The organism is Micromonospora jinlongensis (assembly GCF_013410645.1).
Taxonomy (GTDB): Bacteria; Actinomycetota; Actinomycetes; order Mycobacteriales; family Micromonosporaceae; genus Micromonospora; species Micromonospora zamorensis.
Window position 1 is genome coordinate 839,078 of record NZ_JACCHK010000001.1, and the last position, 17,482, is coordinate 856,559.

Annotated in this window: 21 protein-coding genes; 13 read left to right on the forward strand and 8 right to left on the reverse strand. The window is 71.2% G+C overall.

The genetic code is table 11. The annotated features are described in order from the left end of the window. The first annotated feature begins 97 nt into the window (after positions 1–97). The 4 genes from HNR22_RS03280 to prcA all read left to right on the forward strand — a co-directional run bounded on the left by HNR22_RS03280 (position 98) and on the right by prcA (position 2,664). Positions 98–313: a ubiquitin-like protein Pup gene (locus HNR22_RS03280; protein ID WP_030332902.1), complete on the forward strand. Its 216-nt coding sequence runs from the start codon at positions 98–100 to the stop codon at positions 311–313. Between the two features lie 186 nt (positions 314–499). Next, entirely contained in the window at positions 500–1,021 is a 522-nt protein-coding gene (locus HNR22_RS03285) for an endonuclease VII domain-containing protein (RefSeq protein WP_343059659.1), read from the forward strand. After that, complete coding sequence (gene prcB / locus HNR22_RS03290; protein ID WP_030491075.1) at positions 940–1,779, forward strand: proteasome subunit beta; 840 nt, start codon at positions 940–942, stop codon at positions 1,777–1,779. Before HNR22_RS03285 ends, prcB begins: the two co-directional genes overlap by 82 nt. Positions 1,780–1,842: 63 nt before the next feature. Continuing rightward, a complete protein-coding gene (prcA, locus tag HNR22_RS03295) occupies positions 1,843–2,664 on the forward strand; it encodes a proteasome subunit alpha (protein ID WP_179779013.1) in 822 nt (273 codons plus the stop codon). A gap of 63 nt (positions 2,665–2,727) precedes the next feature. Here prcA and HNR22_RS03300 read toward each other — a convergent pair whose 3' ends face one another. From HNR22_RS03300 to rfbB, 6 genes are read right to left on the reverse strand one after another with little or no spacing between them, the layout of a single operon-like run. Next, the gene (locus HNR22_RS03300; RefSeq protein WP_179779014.1) at positions 2,728–3,756 is read right to left on the reverse strand and encodes a glycosyltransferase family 2 protein; all 1,029 of its coding nucleotides are present in this window, start codon (positions 3,754–3,756) and stop codon (positions 2,728–2,730) included. Beyond that, on the reverse strand, positions 3,753–5,057 hold the full coding sequence (locus tag HNR22_RS03305) for a lipopolysaccharide biosynthesis protein (RefSeq protein ID WP_343059660.1): 1,305 nt from the start codon (positions 5,055–5,057) through the stop codon (positions 3,753–3,755). Before HNR22_RS03305 ends, HNR22_RS03300 begins: the two co-directional genes overlap by 4 nt. Further along, complete coding sequence (locus tag HNR22_RS03310; RefSeq protein WP_179779015.1) at positions 5,054–5,755, reverse strand: glycosyltransferase family 2 protein; 702 nt, start codon at positions 5,753–5,755, stop codon at positions 5,054–5,056. Before HNR22_RS03310 ends, HNR22_RS03305 begins: the two co-directional genes overlap by 4 nt. After that, complete coding sequence (locus tag HNR22_RS03315; protein ID WP_139584287.1) at positions 5,748–6,119, reverse strand: DUF2304 domain-containing protein; 372 nt, start codon at positions 6,117–6,119, stop codon at positions 5,748–5,750. Before HNR22_RS03315 ends, HNR22_RS03310 begins: the two co-directional genes overlap by 8 nt. Continuing rightward, positions 6,116–7,003 (reverse strand): dTDP-4-dehydrorhamnose reductase, encoded by an 888-nt coding sequence (gene rfbD / locus HNR22_RS03320; protein WP_179779016.1) that lies wholly within the window; start codon positions 7,001–7,003, stop codon positions 6,116–6,118. Before rfbD ends, HNR22_RS03315 begins: the two co-directional genes overlap by 4 nt. Beyond that, entirely contained in the window at positions 7,000–8,001 is a 1,002-nt protein-coding gene (gene rfbB, locus HNR22_RS03325) for a dTDP-glucose 4,6-dehydratase (RefSeq protein ID WP_179779017.1), read from the reverse strand. The genes rfbD and rfbB overlap by 4 nt, the downstream gene beginning before the upstream one ends. A gap of 87 nt (positions 8,002–8,088) precedes the next feature. Here rfbB and rfbA point away from each other — a divergent pair, with 87 nt between their 5' ends. The 4 genes from rfbA to HNR22_RS03345 all read left to right on the forward strand — a co-directional run bounded on the left by rfbA (position 8,089) and on the right by HNR22_RS03345 (position 11,300). Next, a complete protein-coding gene (gene rfbA, locus HNR22_RS03330) occupies positions 8,089–8,979 on the forward strand; it encodes a glucose-1-phosphate thymidylyltransferase RfbA (RefSeq protein WP_179779018.1) in 891 nt (296 codons plus the stop codon). Next, positions 8,976–9,599 carry a dTDP-4-dehydrorhamnose 3,5-epimerase gene (gene rfbC, locus HNR22_RS03335; protein WP_179783377.1) on the forward strand — a complete coding sequence of 208 codons (624 nt, stop codon included), beginning with the start codon at positions 8,976–8,978 and terminating at the stop codon, positions 9,597–9,599. Before rfbA ends, rfbC begins: the two co-directional genes overlap by 4 nt. 68 nt (positions 9,600–9,667) lie before the next feature. Further along, positions 9,668–11,026, forward strand: coding sequence for a Pup--protein ligase (gene pafA, locus HNR22_RS03340; RefSeq protein WP_088948117.1), 1,359 nt, complete (start codon positions 9,668–9,670; stop codon positions 11,024–11,026). Between the two features lie 79 nt (positions 11,027–11,105). Continuing rightward, positions 11,106–11,300: a hypothetical protein gene (locus HNR22_RS03345; RefSeq protein ID WP_088948118.1), complete on the forward strand. Its 195-nt coding sequence runs from the start codon at positions 11,106–11,108 to the stop codon at positions 11,298–11,300. A 28-nt stretch (positions 11,301–11,328) separates the two neighbouring features. Here the strand turns inward: HNR22_RS03345 and HNR22_RS03350 are convergent, their stop codons facing one another. Both HNR22_RS03350 and HNR22_RS03355 read right to left on the reverse strand, forming a co-directional pair. After that, positions 11,329–12,414: a DUF3866 family protein gene (locus HNR22_RS03350; protein ID WP_179779019.1), complete on the reverse strand. Its 1,086-nt coding sequence runs from the start codon at positions 12,412–12,414 to the stop codon at positions 11,329–11,331. 61 nt (positions 12,415–12,475) lie between these two features. Beyond that, the gene (locus tag HNR22_RS03355) at positions 12,476–13,483 is read right to left on the reverse strand and encodes a cation diffusion facilitator family transporter (RefSeq protein ID WP_179779020.1); all 1,008 of its coding nucleotides are present in this window, start codon (positions 13,481–13,483) and stop codon (positions 12,476–12,478) included. 130 nt (positions 13,484–13,613) lie between these two features. Between HNR22_RS03355 and HNR22_RS03360 the strand changes: the two genes are divergently transcribed. The 5 genes from HNR22_RS03360 to tatC all read left to right on the forward strand — a co-directional run bounded on the left by HNR22_RS03360 (position 13,614) and on the right by tatC (position 17,361). Further along, positions 13,614–14,612 (forward strand): helix-turn-helix transcriptional regulator, encoded by a 999-nt coding sequence (locus HNR22_RS03360; RefSeq protein ID WP_179779021.1) that lies wholly within the window; start codon positions 13,614–13,616, stop codon positions 14,610–14,612. After that, positions 14,609–15,664 carry a WYL domain-containing protein gene (locus HNR22_RS03365; protein ID WP_179779022.1) on the forward strand — a complete coding sequence of 352 codons (1,056 nt, stop codon included), beginning with the start codon at positions 14,609–14,611 and terminating at the stop codon, positions 15,662–15,664. Before HNR22_RS03360 ends, HNR22_RS03365 begins: the two co-directional genes overlap by 4 nt. Before the next feature lie 10 nt (positions 15,665–15,674). Further along, on the forward strand, positions 15,675–15,920 hold the full coding sequence (locus HNR22_RS03370; RefSeq protein WP_179779023.1) for a hypothetical protein: 246 nt from the start codon (positions 15,675–15,677) through the stop codon (positions 15,918–15,920). 157 nt (positions 15,921–16,077) lie between these two features. Next, on the forward strand, positions 16,078–16,392 hold the full coding sequence (tatA, locus tag HNR22_RS03375; RefSeq protein ID WP_179779024.1) for a Sec-independent protein translocase subunit TatA: 315 nt from the start codon (positions 16,078–16,080) through the stop codon (positions 16,390–16,392). A gap of 18 nt (positions 16,393–16,410) precedes the next feature. Further along, entirely contained in the window at positions 16,411–17,361 is a 951-nt protein-coding gene (tatC, locus tag HNR22_RS03380) for a twin-arginine translocase subunit TatC (RefSeq protein WP_179779025.1), read from the forward strand. The last annotated feature ends 121 nt before the right edge of the window (positions 17,362–17,482 follow it).

A 17,482-nucleotide genomic window follows, 5' to 3' on the forward strand; every position in this document is an offset into this window, starting at 1 on the left:
TCCGGATGCCCGTCGTGTGCCGCAAGCCGGCGCGCGGCGGGCTTTTCGTCGCCCGCGCGAGGTAAGTTCATCGCAGACGATCGTGGAGGAGGCAGCAATGGCCACTCATGACAGCGGCGGCCAGTCGCAGTCCGGCAAGTCCCGTCAGGGCGAGGAAATCGAGGACGTCACCACCGAGGCCAACCCCGAGGTGGCGGAGCGGCACGCCGAGATCACCGAGGATGTCGACGACCTCCTCGACGAGATCGACTCCGTCCTCGAAGAAAACGCAGAGGAGTTCGTGAGAGGCTACGTACAAAAAGGAGGTCAGTGAGCATATAGGGTTAATTCGGGCATGCCTAGGGCGGGGGATGATCGTGACGGACTTCGTCGCTGCCGAGATTGCAGCGAATGGAAGGCGCTCGATCAGTTCTGTGCGAGTTCCAAGAGACCGGATGGGCGGGGAAGTTACTGCAAGCCCTGCTTCAATGAGCGGTCAAAGGCAAGCTATGCGCGTCGGGTGAAGGCGAAGTTCGACCGTGAGGTGCGCGAAGGTCGCGTCGTGCCCGAGGGCCACAAGTTCTGTTCGGCCTGCGACGCGGTCAAGCCGTGCGATGCCTTCCCCCGTAACCGGGCGGACAACTCCGGTTATGCCACCTACTGCAAGCCCTGCCACAACGCCAGGACCAGAGAGACCAAAGAGCGGCTGTACGGGGGTAACCGCGAGTACCACCTGCGGCGGCGGTACGGCGTGGGGGAGAAGGAGTTTCAGGAGCTCCTGGCCGAGCAGGGCGGGGTCTGCGCGATCTGTGGCGGTGCCGACCCACAACATCTGGACCACGATCATCGCACCGGATGGGTGCGCGGGATACTCTGCTTCAACTGCAACGGTGGTCTTGGCCAGTTCCGTGACAGTCCCATGAGGCTGGCCAGGGCGATCACGTACCTGAGAGGAACCACGTGGCAGCGGGCTTTGATCCATCCGGGCGTCTACCAGATGTGTTCACCAACGCGGGGACGTCCTCCTTCACGACGTTTCTGAGTCGGGTGGCCCCCGAGATGCTGCCCGGTCGGCGACCGCTGCCGCCGGGCATGGCCGCCGACCTGGCGCCGCACGCGACGACCATCGTGGCCATCGCGGCCGCCGACGGTGTGGTGATGGCGGGCGACCGACGGGCCACCATGGGCAACCTGATCGCCCAGCGCGACATCGAGAAGGTGCATCCGGCCGACGCGTATTCGCTGGTCGGCATCGCGGGCACCGCGGGCATCGGGATCGAGCTGATGCGACTGTTCCAGGTGGAGCTGGAGCACTACGAGAAGATCGAGGGCGCGATGCTCTCGTTGGACGGTAAGGCCAATCGGTTGGCCTCGATGATCCGGGGCAACCTGGGGGCAGCCATGCAGGGGTTGGCCGTGGTGCCGCTCTTCGCCGGCTTCGACCTGGCCGCCGCAGACCCTGCGCGGGCCGGTCGGATCTTCAGCTTCGACGTGACGGGTGGCCCGTACGAGGAGACCGGTTATGACGCGATCGGGTCTGGGTCGCTGTTCGCCAAGTCCGCGTTGAAGAAGCGGTTCCGGGCCGGGATTTCCGTCGCCGACGCGACCCGGCTCGCGGTCGAGGCGCTCTACGACGCGGCCGACGACGACACCGCGACGGGCGGGCCCGACCTGACCCGGCGGATCTACCCGGTGGTGATGACCGCGACCGCCGAGGGCACCTACCGGCTCACCGACGCCGAGACGGCGACGATCGCCGAGGGCGTGGTCGCCGGCCGGATGGAGAACCCGGGCGGCTAGTCCCTCCGCCCACCCCCACCAGCCAGCAGTCGTCAGCACAGCGCCGTAAGGAGAACCGCCGCCGTGGCCATGCAGTTCTACGCCTCGCCCGAACAGATCATGCGCGACCGCTCCGAGCTGGCCCGTAAGGGCATCGCCCGGGGGCGCAGCGCCGTGGTCCTGAGCTACTCCGGCGGGGTGCTCTTCGTCGCGGAGAACCTCTCCAGCGCCCTGCACAAGGTCAGCGAGATCTACGACCGGATCGGCTTTGCCGCGGTCGGCCGTTACAACGAGTTCGAGAACCTCCGTCGGGCCGGCGTGCGGATGGCCGACCTGAACGGGCTCAGCTACGACCGCCGGGACGTGACCGGCCGGGCCCTGGCCAACGCGTTCGCGCAGACCCTGGGCGCGATCTTCACCGAGCAGTCGAAGCCGTTCGAGGTGGAGATCTGCGTGGCGGAGGTCGGGGCCACGGCCGCCGACGACGAGCTGTACCGGCTCACCTATGACGGCTCGGTCAACGACGAGCCGGGGCGGATGGCGATGGGTGGCCAGGCCGAGGCCATCACCGGCGTGCTGAAGTCCCACCATCGGCCGGACATGTCGCTCGCGGAGGCGGTCCAGGTCGCCGTGCAGGCGCTGAGCAGCGTCGGTGGGGAGGGCGGGGCGGCTCGGACGATCGCCGCGAACCAGCTTGAGGTGGCCGTGCTGGACCGTCAGCGGGTCGGTCGGACGTTCCGGCGGATCACCGGGGCCGCGCTGACGGCGCTGCTGGACGGGGAGGCGGCGCCGCCGGCGAGCGACCTGCCGGACACGCCGAGCGTGCCGACCGGGGAGGCGGGGAAGCCGACCAGCTCGGCGGGCTCCGCGGATCTGGAGGATCGGCCGGGGCAGGCCGACAAGTGATCGGGTAAGCAAAGCGTCGGGGACCGCACCGCGGTCCCCGACGCTTTTTCGGTGCCGGTCGGGTCAGCGGCGCTGCAGCAGCGGCCGGGCGAGGGCCCAGTAACCGGCCGCGACCGCGTTGAAGACGCCCATGCCGGGGGGCGAGTCGACGTTGGAGGGGGCGACCCGGGCGGTCATCAGCTCGGCGATCACTCCGTCGGGCACGGTGCGTTCGCTCTGGAGTTGACGGCGGCGGGCACCGACCCAGGATCGGTTGCGCCACAGCCAACCCCAGCCGCGGGTCTTCTGCTTGGTCCAGCCGCCGGCCAGCGCGGCGGCGAGCATGGCGGCCTCGGTGACCAGCAGCATCGGTGCGAGCACCACCAGCGTCCGGGTCTGGTACGCGGTAAGCAGGGTGACCAGGCGGTTGCGTTCCACCAGGTAGAGCTTCAGGTCGTTGCGGGAGAACTCGTAGTGGTGGCGCACGACGGCGTCGGGGACGTACTCCAGCCGCAGGCCGCGTTGCCAGAGCCGCAGGCTGAGTTCGGTGTCTTCGTGGTAGGCGAAGTATTCGGCGGCGAAGCCGTCGAGTTCCTGCCACCGCTGGCGGCTGATCACGAAGCAGCAGCCGCTGAGCGAGGGCACGCTGGTGCGTACGGCGTGGGCGGTGGCGGGTTCGCCGTTGCCGCCGGCCCAGGACAGCCCGGTGAAGTGCAGCGGGTTGCCGGAGGTGTTGATCAGCTCGGGGGTGTCCGCGAGCCGGATGGAGGCCATCGCGGCGCCGACGCCCGGTTCGGCGGCGACGGCTACGGTCTTGGCGAGGGCGTCCGGGGCGACGATGGCGTCGGAGTTGACGAAGGCGAGCCAGTCTCCGGTGGCCTCGGCGGCGCCGACCCGGCAGCCGCCGGAGTAGCCGGTGTTCTGTTCGGGGCGGACGACCCGCACCTGGGGGAAGCCCTTGACGATGTCGATGCCGTCGCCGGTGCAGCCGTTGTCGACGACGACCAGGTCGATGTCGATGTCGGTGCTGGCCAGGATGGCTTGGGCGGCGTCGACCAGGTACGGCTCGGCGCCGTAGGCGAGCATTACCGCGGTCACCTGTGGGCGGGTCATCGGATGCCTCCGGATACGGCGGGGGTGACGGCGTCAGTGAGGGGCCGGGCGGGGGGTCGGCGGACGCCGCCGCGCAGCAGCACTGCCATGGTGGCGGCCACGATGACGGAGCCGATGGTGTAGGCCAGCTCGACCCGGAGGATCACCGGGGCCGGGAGCAGCGTCACGATGATCAGGGCGGCGACGCCGACGGTCCAGGCGAGGGCCTGCGCGCGGTGCCGGTCGAGGGCGAGTAGGGCCTGGCCGAGCACCATCGCCCAGAGGTAGGCGAGCGTGGCGGCGGCCAGCCAGGCGAAGTCGCCGTGGCCGAGGACGCCGGGGGCGTCGAAAAGCACGCCGACCAGCCACGGGCCGAGCAGCACGGCGCCGACGGCCCCGGTGAGGCCGAGCGCGGTGACGATGCCCACCGCCCGGCGCAGCAGGCCGTAGAAGCCGGCCTGGTCGCCGGTGGTGGCGGTGGTGGCCAGGCCGGGCAGCAGTGAGGCCTGCATCGAGCCGAAGACGAACAGCGGGATGCGGACCAGCACGAGGGCGGAGAGCAACGCGCCGGCGGCCGCGGTGTCGGAGGGGTCGAGCAACTGCAGGTTGATCACGCCGACGTTCACCACGACCTGGGAGAGCAGGCTGGACGCGGTGAGCAGCCCGAGGCCTCGCAGGAGGGCGGCCCAGGCGACCGGTGGGCCGCCGCCGATGGCGCGCAGCACTGGCGGCAGGGTGAGCAGGACGCTGGCCAGCGGGGCGGCGACGAGCACGACGCCGTACCAGATGGGGGAGGTCACGCCGGCCAGCCCGAGCAGGGCGACCATGACGATGCGCAGCCCGCCGTCGATGCCGAGTTGGGTGCCGTACCAGGGAAAGAGTTGCAGGCCGGAGAGGACACCGCGGGTGGCGTACGCGACGGCCATCGCGGCGAGCGCGCCGACGAGCACGGTGACCATGGTGCCGTCGCCGTGGAAGAGATGGTCGGCGAGGAGTTGGCGGCCGGCGGTGACGGCCAGCACCAGCACGGCGAGCATCGCGGCGGCGACGGTGACGCCCCGGGCCAGCACCGGCCCGGGGGGGAGCCCCTGGCTGTGCCGGGCGGCGACGACCCGGGCGACCTCCTGCTCGATCGGCATGAACACGCCGATGCCGAGGGTGAACACGATCGACCAGAGCACCGACAGCCGGTTGTAGTCGGCCCCGCTGAGGCTGTGGCCGGCGACGGCGAGGTGGACGTAGGAGGCGAGGCCAAGAAGACCCAGCCCGGCACCAACAGCGATGGTGCCGGGCGGGATCAGGCGTAGCAGGCGACTGATCACCGGCGGATGAGCGCCAGCGTGAGGACGGCGAATGCGCGACCGAGGTAGATCATCGCCCGGGCGGGGGAGTGGCTGGGCGTGCCGGCCATCCGCTTGCGCATGGCGACGGGCACCTGCTGGATGCGGTATCCGCGTCGGGCGGTGTGCACCAGGGTTTCCACCGTGTCACCGAGGTACTCGGCCGGGTACCAGGTGGCGAACATGTCGATGACCCGCCGGTTGGCGGCCCGGAAGCCCGAGGTGGTGTCGGTGAGTTTGGTGCGGGCGACCTTGGACAGCACGGCGGAGAGCATCACCATCGCCCAGCGGCGGGGGCCGCGGACGTTGTAGTCGCCCTCGCCGGCGAACCGGGCGCCGATGACCAGGTCGTTGTCGTCGAGCAGGTCGACGAGCTTCGGGACGTACCGCGGGTCGTGCTGACCATCGGCGTCGATCTGGATGGCGACGTCGTAGTCGTTGTCGCGGGCGTAGCGGTAGCCGAGGCGCATGGCACCGCCGACGCCGAGGTTGTACGGCAGTTTGGCGACGCGGGCACCGGCTGCCACGGCGACGGCCGCGGTGCGGTCGGTGGAGCCGTCGTCGACGACGAGGACGTCGACGCCGGGCAGTTCACCGCGGACCTCGCCGACGACGTCGGCGATGGAGCCCGACTCGTTGAGAGCCGGGATGATGATCAAGGTGCGCTTGCCGTTAACCATCGGTGGACACCAGTTCGTCTCGGGCTGCCCGGTCCGCGTCGATCTGTGCGCGGAGCAGGGCGAAGTCTTCGGCCAGGGTGCGGGTCTCTTCTTCCAGGGCGCTGACCTCCCAGCTCAGGTGCACGCACACGAGCAGCAGGAAGACGATGCCGAGGAAGAGCACCAGGCTGACACCGGAGGCGACGCCGAGGAGTTCGGCGACGTTGTCGAGCAGCCGGGGGAACAGGGACAGCGGAATCACAATGATCAGCACGGCGAGCCAGAGCATGCCGTACTTCTCGCGCAGCTGACGGCGGCGCAGCAGCTCGACGATGGTGCCGAGGAGCAGCAGGCCGGTCAGGCCGGTGACGAGGGTGAGCTTCATGCGACCTTCCACGGGGCGGGTGGAGCGGGGGAGTGGAACGCGTCAACCAGGGCGCTGTGCCAGTCGGGAAGCGGCGGCAGACCCGCGGCCGCCCAGCGGCTGTGCCCTAGCACACTGTACGCAGGCCGGGTGGCGGGACGCGGATACCGGTCGCTGGTGGTGGGTCGGATCCGGTCCGGATCCAGCCCGGCCAGCGCGAACGCGGCGCGGGCCAGCCCGTACCACGTCGTCTGTCCGGCGCAGGTGCCGTGGTAGATGCCCGGCTTCGCGTGCCCGGCCAGTGCCGCGTCGGCGAGCGCGACCAACCGCTCGGCGAGCGCGTACGACCAGGTGGGCTGGCCGTGTTGGTCGTCGACCACGTCGAGGTGTTCGTGCTGGGTGGCGAGCCGGAGCATGGTGGCCACGAAGTTCGGGCCGTGCGCGCCGTAGAGCCAGGCGGTGCGGACGACGTACCCGGTGTCGGGAAGCAGCCGCGCGACGGCCTCTTCTCCGACCAGCTTGCCGCGTCCGTAGGCGTTGACCGGCGCGGTGGGCGCGTCCTCCGGGTAGGGGGTGTGCGCGTTGCCCGCGAGGACGTAGTCGGTGGAGACCTGGATCAACCGGATTCCGTCGGCGGCGCACGCCGCGGCCAGGTTGGCCACGCCCTCGCCGTTGACGGCGGTCGCCGCGGCCTCGTTGGTCTCGGCGCCGTCGACGTTGGCCCAGGCCGCCGCGTTGATCACGACGTCGTGGCCGGTCACCGCGTTGCGGGCCGCGGCGGGGTCGGTGATGTCCAGGTCGGCGCGGGTGGCGGCGGTCACCTTGAGGTCGGGCCGGGCCGCGAGGACGGCGACCAGGTCGTGCCCGAGCATGCCGCCGGCGCCCGTGACGAGAACGCGGCTCATGCGGTCGGTGCCGACTTCAGCGGCTCCCACCAGGCCCGGTTGTCGCGGTACCAGGCGACGGTGTCGGCGAGGCCCTGGTCGAGGGTGATGCTGGGGGTGTAGCCGAGCTCCTGGTTGATCTTGGTGATGTCGAGGGAGTAGCGGCGGTCGTGGCCCTTGCGGTCGGTGACCGGGACGACGCGGTCCCAGCCGGCGCCGCAGGCGTCCAGGAGCAGGCCGGTGAGTTCCTTGTTGGTCAGTTCGGTGCCGCCGCCGATGTTGTAGACCTCGCCGGCGCGGCCCTTCTGCTGGACCATGGCGATGCCGCGGCAGTGGTCGTGTACGTGCAGCCAGTCGCGGATGTTGCCGCCGTCGCCGTAGAGGGGGACGGTGCCGCCGTCGAGCAGGTTGCTGACGAACAGCGGGATGACCTTCTCGGGGAACTGGTAGGGGCCGTAGTTGTTGGAGCAGCGGGTGACGACGACGTCCATGCCGTGGGTGCGGTGGTAGGCCAGGGCGAGCAGGTCGGAGCCGGCCTTGGACGCCGAGTAGGGGGAGTTCGGCGCGAGGGGCCAGGTCTCGGTCCAGGAGCCTTCGTCGATGGAGCCGTAGACCTCGTCGGTGGAGACGTGCACGAAGCGGCCGGTGCGGTGGCGCAGCGCGGCGTCGAGCAGGGTCTGGGTGCCCAGCACGTTGGTGGTGACGAACGGGGCGGCGCCTTCGATGGAACGGTCGACGTGTGACTCGGCGGCGAAGTGCACGATGACGTCGTGGTCGGCGACGACCTTGTCGACCACGACGGGGTCGCAGATGTCGCCTTGGACGAACCGCAGCCGCGGGTCGTCGCGGACGGGGTCGAGGTTGGCCATGTTGCCCGAGTAGGTCAGCTTGTCGAGCACGGTCACGACCGCCGGCTCGAGCGGCGGCACGCCGTCGGCACTGCCGAGGGGCTTGCCCAGCAGCAGGCGAACGTACTCCGACCCGATGAATCCGGCTCCGCCGGTGACGAGGATCCTCACGGGTCGGGAAGTGTACGCGAAGTTCGTCGCAGAGGGTGAGGCCTGACCCCCCGGCGCGCCCGGCATCTGTGCGGCTAGGCTCTCCGGGTGCGTGGAATCCTACTTGCTGGCGGCACCGGATCCCGGCTCTGGCCGATCACCCGGGCGGTCTCGAAGCAGCTTATGCCGGTCTTCGACAAGCCGATGGTCTATTACCCGCTCTCCACCCTGGTGATGTCCGGGGTCCGGGAGATCCTGGTGATCACCACGCCGGACGACCAGGACCAGTTCCGTCGGCTGCTCGGCGACGGCAGCCAGTTCGGGCTGCGACTGGAGTACGTCAGCCAGGAACGCCCGGAGGGCATCGCGCAGGCGTTCATCCTCGGTGCGGACTTCATCGGCGACGAGTCGGTGGCGCTGGTCCTCGGCGACAACATCTTCCACGGCGTCGGTCTGGGCCGGCAGCTCGCCGAGCACGGTGACCTGGTCGGCGGGCGGGTCTTCGCCTACCAGGTGGCCAACCCGCAGGAGTACGGCGTGGTCGACTTCGACGACGCGGGCCGGGTCCTCTCCATCGAGGAGAAGCCAGCCCGGCCGAAGTCCCGGTACGCGGTGCCCGGCCTGTACTTCTACGACAACCGGGTGGTGGACATCGCCCGTAAGCTCACCCCGAGCGCCCGCGGCGAGCTGGAGATCACGGCGGTCAACGAGGTGTACCGGGAGACCGGCGAGCTGTCGGTGACCGTGCTGGATCGGGGCACCGCCTGGCTGGACACGGGCACGTTCACCTCGATGATGCAGGCAGCCGAGTTCGTGCGGGTGGTCGAGGAGCGGCAGGGCCTGAAGATCGGTTGCATCGAGGAGGTGGCCTGGCGGGCCGGCCTCATCGACGACGACCAGCTGCGCGCGCTCGCCGCACCGTTGACCAAGAGTGGTTACGGCGACTACCTGCTCGGCCTGCTGGCCGAGCCGAACGGCCAGCACGGGGCGGCGTGGTGAAGATCCGCGAGTTGAGCATCGAGGGCGCCTGGGAGATCACCCCCCAGCAGCACGGCGACCCGCGCGGCATGTTCATGGAGTGGTACCGCTTCGACAAGCTCGCCGAGGCGGTGGGCCACCCGATGCGGCTGGCCCAGGCCAACCTGTCGGTCTCCGCGCGTGGCGTGGTCCGCGGCATCCACTTCGCCGACGTCCCGCCCGGGCAGGCCAAGTACGTCACCTGTGTGCGCGGCGCGGTCCTCGACGTGATCGTGGACCTGCGGGTGGGTTCGCCGACCTTCGGCCGCTGGGAGGGCGTCCGGCTGGACGACACCGACCGTCGGGCGGTCTACCTCAGCGAGGGGCTGGGGCACGGTTTCTGCGCCCTGACCGACGACGCGACGCTGAGCTACCTCTGCTCAGCCACCTACAACCCGACCGGTGAGCACGCGGTGCACCCGCTGGACGAGGAGCTGGGCATCGAGTGGCCCGCCGACGTCCCACTGCTGTCCGCCCGCGACGACGCGGCGCCGACCCTCGCCGAGGCCCGCGAGCGGGGCCTGCTGCCGGCGTACGACACCTGCCAGCGCTTCGTGGCGAGCCTCGGGCCGGACGGAATGTCGCACTCAACCGGTATGTGACCACGCCCGGAGTGCGACCTGTGGTGTGACAGTGACGAACGGGGCCTCCGGGCGGCTAATGTCACACCATGGAGCGGCGAATCTTCGGCCTCGAGACCGAGTACGGCGTCACCTGCACCTATCGCGGGCAGCGGCGGCTGTCCCCGGACGAGGTCGCGCGGTATCTGTTCCGCCGCGTGGTGTCCTGGGGTCGGTCGAGCAACGTCTTCCTGCGCAATGGGGCCCGGCTCTACCTGGACGTCGGGTCGCATCCGGAGTACGCGACTCCGGAGTGCGACTCGGTGACCGATCTTGTCGCCCACGACCGGGCTGGCGAGCGGATCCTGGAGGGCCTGCTGGTCGACGCGGAGAAGCGACTGCACGACGAGGGCATCGCGGGTGAGATCTACCTGTTCAAGAACAACACCGACTCGGCCGGCAACTCGTACGGCTGCCACGAGAACTACCTGGTGTCCCGGCACGGCGAGTTCGGCCGGCTCGCCGACGTACTCATCCCGTTCCTGGTCACCCGGCAGTTGATCTGCGGGGCCGGCAAGGTTCTGCAGACCCCGCGCGGCGCGGTCTACTGCCTGTCGCAGCGGGCCGAGCACATCTGGGAGGGCGTCTCCTCGGCGACCACCCGCAGCCGTCCGATCATCAACACCCGCGACGAGCCGCACGCCGACGCCGAGCGCTACCGGCGGCTGCACGTGATCGTCGGTGATTCCAACATGAACGAGGTCACCACGCTGCTCAAGGTCGGCACCGCCGACATCGTGCTGCGGATGATCGAGGCCGGGGTGGTGATGCGCGACCTGTCCCTGGAGAACCCGATCCGGGCGATCCGGGAGGTGTCGCACGACATCACCGGCCGGCGCAAGGTGCGGCTGGCCAACGGCAAGGAGGTCAGCGCCCTGGACATCCAGCAGGAATACCTGGCCAAGGCCACCGAGTTCGTCGAGCGGCGCGGCGGCGACCAGGCCGCCAAGCGGGTCGTCGAACTGTGGGGCCGGGTGCTCAACGCGGTGGAGACCGGCGACCTGGAGCCGGTCTCCCGGGAGATCGACTGGGTCAGCAAACTGCGGCTGATCGAGCGCTACCAGCGCAAGCACGACCTGCCGCTGTCGCACCCCCGGGTGGCGCAGATGGACCTGGCCTACCACGACGTGCGTCGCGGTCGGGGCCTCTACGGGCTGCTGGAGCGCCGCGGCGAGGTCGACCGGGTGACCACCGACCCGGAGATCTTCGAGGCGAAGGAAACCCCGCCGCAGACCACGCGGGCCCGGCTGCGCGGCGAGTTCATCCGGCACGCCCAGGAGAAGCGGCGGGACTTCACCGTCGACTGGGTGCACCTGAAGCTCAACGACCAGGCGCAGCGCACCGTCCTCTGCAAGGACCCGTTCCGGGCGTACGACGAGCGGGTGGAGCGGCTGATCGCCAGCATGTGACCGATTGCCGGCCCCGGCGGTGCGCTGCGCCGACGGGGCCGGTCAGCCCGCCGCGCTGAGCGGTTAAGCTGAGCGCGCCATGACGACTTCTGGACCTTCCGACCGCTCCGAGCGCGGCACCGAGCGGCAGAACTGGGTCGAACGCCGACGCGAGAAGATCCGCGCCGAGGTCGACCGAAACCGGCGCGGTGAATACACCGTCCCGACGTGGGTGCTGGCCCTGGCGCTGGTGCTCATCGTGGGCGGCTGGCTCGCGCTGATCTTCCTCGCCTGAGCGACGTCCTCCCGTCGCCCGAGACCCGTCAGGGCAGCAGGGTTACCGCGTGGCGGCCGGCGGCGGCTGCGGCCAGGAAGTACGCGTGGTCGGCGTCGAGGCCACGGCCCATGGTGGACAGGGGCACGGCGCTGGCGCGCAGCGCGGCGTCGAGACCGGTGGTGGGCACCCGGACGATCCGGTGCCGGGCCGTCAGAGGCGCCAGCGACGCGTCCACCTCGGCGGCGAGGTCCGGGTCCAGGTCGTCGGGCACCACCAGCTCCGCCGGGGCGAGAGCCACCCGGCCGTACGCGGTGAGGCTGTGATGCGACACGCCCCGGTGTCGGGGGCGGGGGTCGGCGTCGGAGATGCGCAACGAGCCGACCGGCCGTCCGCCGAGCGTGGCGATCGCGTTGACCGCCTCACCGACGGCGACGCCGGAGAACCCCCATCGGGTGCCGGTGCCCAGATTGCCAGGCCCCTGGGCCACGATGGCCACGTCGGCGCCCAGCACGTACCGGGCGGCGAGCAGGCCGCCGTGCAGGGTGGTGGCCTCCAGGTCACCGCCGAAGGCCTGCCCGACGGTGATCGTGCCGGCCAGTTCGGTCCGCAGCCCGGCGAGGGTACGGGAGAACCAGGCGGGCAGCGCCCCACCGTCGGTGAGCAGGTACGCCACCCGCGCCCGCGGTGCGTCGGCCCGGATGCCGGCCAGGATCGCCGGCAGCGCCGAGTGCAGGTCGGCGGTGACCACCGGCAGACCGCCCAGGTCGTCCGCGTCGGCCAGCACGTCGCGGTGCGGGGACGCCTCCTCGTCCACGCCGAGCAGGATCGGCTGCAACGGCGTGTAGCGGGCCTTGACCAGGTGACCGGCGTCGCGGGTGTCGCCGACCTCCGGCGGGTCCGGCGGCAGCCGGTCCGGCAGGGCCACCACCAGGGCGTACCCGCCGGTGCCCAACCCCATCAGCAGCGCGCCGGCGTTGAGCAGCACCCGGTCGCCGGGCTCCGGCGTGCCGACCAGTTCGGGGTAGGCCAGCGCCCGCATGCGCGTGCCGTCGGTCAGGTCGACGTCCAGTTCCACCGCCCCGGTCCACTGCCGTCGCAGCGTCGCCACCGTCCCCGTACGCCATCGCACCATGACGGGCACGCTAGCCGCGCGGGCCCGGCGGCCCGCGCCCGGGTGCTGCCGTGCGGCTCGTTCAGGGGCGGTCGGGCCTGTCGTCGGACCGCGGGTCCGGCGCGGCCTGGGTGTGCCGGGCCCGGCCGGTGGCTCCGGGCAACGAGCGGGTGGGGTCGAGGAACACGTAACGGATTTCCGGGTACCGCTCGGTGAGCCGTCGCTCGGCCTCGTCGGCGGTGGCCTCGATGGCCGCGCCGGTGGCCTCGTCGCTGAAGTCGACCTTGGCAGCGACCAGGATGTCGTCCGGGCCGAGCTGCATGGTCATCAGGGTGTCGATCCGCTCCACCTCGGGTAGCCCGGTCAACTCCTGCTCGATCTCGTGACGCACCCGCTCCGGGACGGCCCGACCGACCAGCAGCGACAGGTTGTTGGCGGCGAGGATCCCGGCGACCGTCAGCAGCAGGAGCCCGATCAGGATCGACGCGACGCCGTCCCACACCTCGTCGCCGGTGGCGTGGGACAGGCCGACGCCGGCACCGGCCAGCAGCAGACCGATCAGGGCCGCGCTGTCCTCCAGGAAGACCGCCTTGACGGTGGTGTCGGCGGTCAGTCGCAGGAAGCGTCGGGGAGTGGTCCGCCAGCGCCGGGACTCGCTGCGGACCTGCCGCAGGGCCCGGGCCAGGGAGATCGACTCGATGACGAACGACACCGCCAGAACGATGTACGAGACCAGGTAGTCGCCGCTGTGCTCGTGCACCAGGATCGTGGTGACGCCGTGGGTGACGGCGAAGCCGGCGCCGGCGACGAAGGTGAACATCGCCGCGAAGAACGCCCAGACGTAGTTCTCCTTGCCGTACCCGAAGGGGCGCCGCTGGTCCGCCGGCCGGGCACCGCGGCGCAGCGCCTGGTAGAGCAGCACCTCGGTGGTGGTGTCGGCGACCGAGTGCGCCGCCTCGGACAGCATGGCGGCCGAGCCGGAGATCACCCCGGCGATCAGCTTGGCGATCGCGATGGCGAGGTTGGCGGCACCCGCGACGATCACCGTGCCGACGCTCTCGCTCGCCGGCCTGGCCTCCCCCTGCGACATGAGGGCAACCCTAAGACCGCGGCCGTCGCCGCGCTGGGGAGCGCGCCGGAAGTGCGCCCGATCCGAACAGATGTGCGGCACGCCCGCGCGGGTGCACGTCGTGGGCGTGTCGACTGCTAGCGTCTACCGCGTGTCGCGGACCCGCACCGAACGCCTGGTCAACCTGGTGATCTGCCTGCTGTCCACGCGACGGTTCCTGACCGCCGCGCAGATCGCCGCGACCGTGCCCGGTTACGAGCATGATCCCGATGACGCGCGCGACCACGAAGCGTTCCAGCGCAAGTTCGAGCGCGACAAGGCTGAGCTGCGTGAGCTGGGTGTGCCACTGGAGACCGGCACGGCGAGCGCCTTCGACGCCGAGCCCGGCTACCGGATCGCCCACCGCGAATACGCGCTGCCCGACATCCTCCTGGAGCCGGACGAGGCCGCCGCTGTCGGCATCGCCGCACGGCTGTGGCAGCACGCCGGGTTGGCCGCCGCCGCGTCGTCCGGGCTGGCCAAGCTGCGTGCCGCCGGCGTGGACGTCGACCCGCAGGCCACTCTCGGCCTGGAGCCGATGGTCACTGTCGACCCGGCGTTCGCGCCGCTGACCGCCGCCGCCCGGGACCGCCGCGAGGTCGGGTTCGACTACCGGGTGCCCGACCGGGACGCGCCGAGCCGGCGTCGGCTGCAACCGTGGGGCGTGGTCTGCTGGCGCGGCCGGTGGTATGTGGTCGGCCACGACCTGGACCGGGCGGCGACCCGCTGCTTCCGGCTGTCCCGCGTCGTCGGCACGGTCCGGGTGACCGGCGCGCCCGGCGCGTATGAGCCCCCGGCCAACGTCGACCTGATCAGCCATGTGGCCCGTTGGTCGGGTCCGGTGGAGCGCACCGGCCGGGCCACCGTCCTGGCCGCCCCGGGCCGTGCCGCCGGGCTGCGCCGTTGGGCGGTGGAGGTGACCGCCGGGCCGGACGGTGACCGGCTGGTCCTGCCGTACGCGGACCCGGACGGGCTGGCCGGCCACCTCGTCGGCTACGGCCCGGACGTGCGGGTGCTCGACCCGCCTGAGGTCCGCGAGGCCGTCATCCAACGACTCAAGGAGATCGCCGTCCGACACGACGAGCTGGCCGTCAGCGGGGGTGCCCGGTGACCCGCCCGGCCGCCCGGGGCGGCTCCCGCGCGTCCGCCGACCGGCTGGCCCGGCTGCTCAACCTGGTGCCCTACCTGCTGGCCCGTCCGGGCATCGAGATCGCCGAGGCGGCAGGTGACCTCGGCGTCACCGAGCGGCAGCTCCGGGAGGACCTGGAGCTGCTCTGGGTGTGCGGGCTGCCCGGTTACGGCCCGGGTGACCTGATCGACATGGCGTTCGACGGTGATCGGGTGACCATCACCTATGACGCCGGCATCGACCGGCCGCTGCGGCTCACCCCGGACGAGGCCCTCGCGTTGGTCGTGGCGTTGCGAATGCTCGCCGAGACGCCCGGGGTGGCCAACCGGGAGGCCGTCGAACGGGCCCTGGCGAAGATCGAGGACGCGGGGGACCTGGTGGGCGCGCCGGTGGCGGTCCGACTGCCGGGCGACACCCGGCGGGTCGAGGCGCTGCGCGCCGCCGTGGAGGGCGGGAAGGCGCTGCGGATCACCTACTACACCGCTGCCCGGGACGAGACCACCGACCGCGTCATCGACCCGCTGCGGATGCTGATGGTCGGCGGCCGCGCGTACGTGGAGGCGTGGTGTCGGCGCGCGGAGGCGGTCCGCCTGTTCCGGGCCGACCGGATCGACGCGATCACCGAGCTGGCCGAGCCGGCCACCGTGCCGCCGCAGGCCGTCCCGCACGACCTCACCGAGGGTGTCTTCCGCCCCTCGCCCGACCTGCCGCTGATCACGCTGCGTATCGGCCGCAGCGAGCGGTGGATCACCGAGTACTACCCGTGTGAGCGCGTCGAGGCCGGCGACGGCGACCAGTGGCTCGTGTCGCTACGGGTCACCGATCTGGGGTGGGCCCGCCGGTTCGTGCTGGGCCTCGGCCCGGACGCCACGGTGGTCGCCCCGGTCGAGTTGGCCGAGCAGGTGCGGGCGACGGCGGCCGCCGCCCTGGACGCGTACGCCGTGCCCACCCCGACCGCCGCGCCCCGGCAGCCCGAGGTCGACCCGGAGACCGCGCCGTCGGGCGACCCGGCGGTGGCCGGGCGCACCCAGTAGGCTGACCGCCGTGCTGATCTGGATCGTGCTTGCGGTGGTGCTGCTTCCCCTCGTGGCGCTCGCGTTGGCCGTGCGCCCGGTGCTGACCCGGCTGCCTGGGCTGCGCCGCGCCGCCGTGGCGTTGCAGCGGCGGGCCGCCGAGGCCGAGGCGTTGCGGGAGACGGCCGAGTCGTTGCAGCAGCGCGCCGAGGGTGTGCAACGCCAACTCGACACCACGTCTCAGCGGATCGCGCTGATCAAGGCCAAGCGCGGCTGACCAACCGGTCGTTCGGGTTGTTGACGGATCATCCCGGGTTGGTCAAGACTTCACCCTCCGGGCCAGACCATCACCACCCGGCGGGTGGCGGGCGGCCGATCCGCACGTACGATGGGCTGCGTACCACCCCTCGGACACAGACCGACTGGAGCTTCTCATGGGTGCCCTCAAGCCGTGGCACATCGCTGTTCTCGTGGTTGTGCTGATCCTGCTCTTCGGTGCGAAGCGGCTCCCCGACGCTGCCCGTTCGCTGGGTCGGTCGCTGCGGATCATCAAGGCCGAGACCAAGAGCCTGCAGGACGACGACCGCGACCTCGCCGAGAAGGCCGACGCGCAGTCCGGCTACCAGCCGCTGCCGCCGCACGCCGGGCAGCAGGCGCCGTACACCGGGCAGCCGCAGCAGGCGCCCTACCAGCAGGGGCCGACGCAGCAGCCGGTCGTCGACCCGGTGCACCGCGTCCGCGACAACTGACCGAAAGGCCCCACCACCGTGGCCTTCGCACTGCGCAAGCGCGGCCCGAGCACCTTTGAGCGGGCCGCCGACGGGTCGATGACGCTCATCGAGCACGTCCGCGAACTGCGCAACCGTCTGTTCCGCGCCTCGCTGGCGATCCTGATCGGCTTCGGCCTGGGTATCTGGCTGGCCAAGCCGGTGCTGCACCTGCTCCAACAGCCCTACTGTGACCTGCCGCAGGCCCGGTTCGTCGACGGCAAGTGCGAGTTCGTGCAGCTCGGCCCGGCCGACCTGTTCCTGCTCAACCTGAAGGTCGCGCTCTGGGTCGGGTTGATCGTGGCCGCGCCGGTCTGGCTCTACCAGCTCTGGGCGTTCATCGCGCCCGGCCTGCACCGGCACGAGCGGCGCTACGCGTACTTCTTCACCGCCCTGGCCGCGCCGCTGTTCGCGGCCGGCGCGGTGCTGGCGTACTTCGTCACGGCCAAGGGCCTTGAGTTCCTGCTCAGCATCTCGGACAGCGAGATCAGCACAACGCTGGAGATCACCAAGTACATCTCCTTCGTCACCAACCTGATCTTGCTGTTCGGTGTGGCGTTCGAGTTCCCGCTGCTGGTGCTCATGCTGAACTTCGTGGGCATCACCAGCGCGAAGCGGCTGCTCAGCTGGTGGCGGGTGGCGATCTTCGTGTTCTTCGCCTTCTCCGCCGTGGTCACCCCCACCCCGGACCCGTTCGGGATGACGGCCCTGGCGATCTGTCTGTCCGCGCTCTACTTCGGCGCGGTGGGGATCGCGTTCCTCAACGACAAGCGGCGGGGGCGTGGCAAGGAGGTCTACGCCGGCATCGACGACGACGAGGTGTCGCCGTTGGAGTTCGACGCGGACCCGGTCGTGGCCGGGCAGCGGGTCGACTCGGCCGCGCCGATCGGCGTACCCGAGCCGATCGCCAGGCCGGCGCCGATCGAACGCCGCTACGACGACATGACCTGACGGCTCCGCGCCGCCCGGTCCACCGACGCCGTCCCCGTCTTCCGGGGACGGCGTCGCTGCTTCACCGGCAGCGCCCACGGCGGGACTGACCGTGACGTCGCCCGCCCCTGGTGAACGGCGG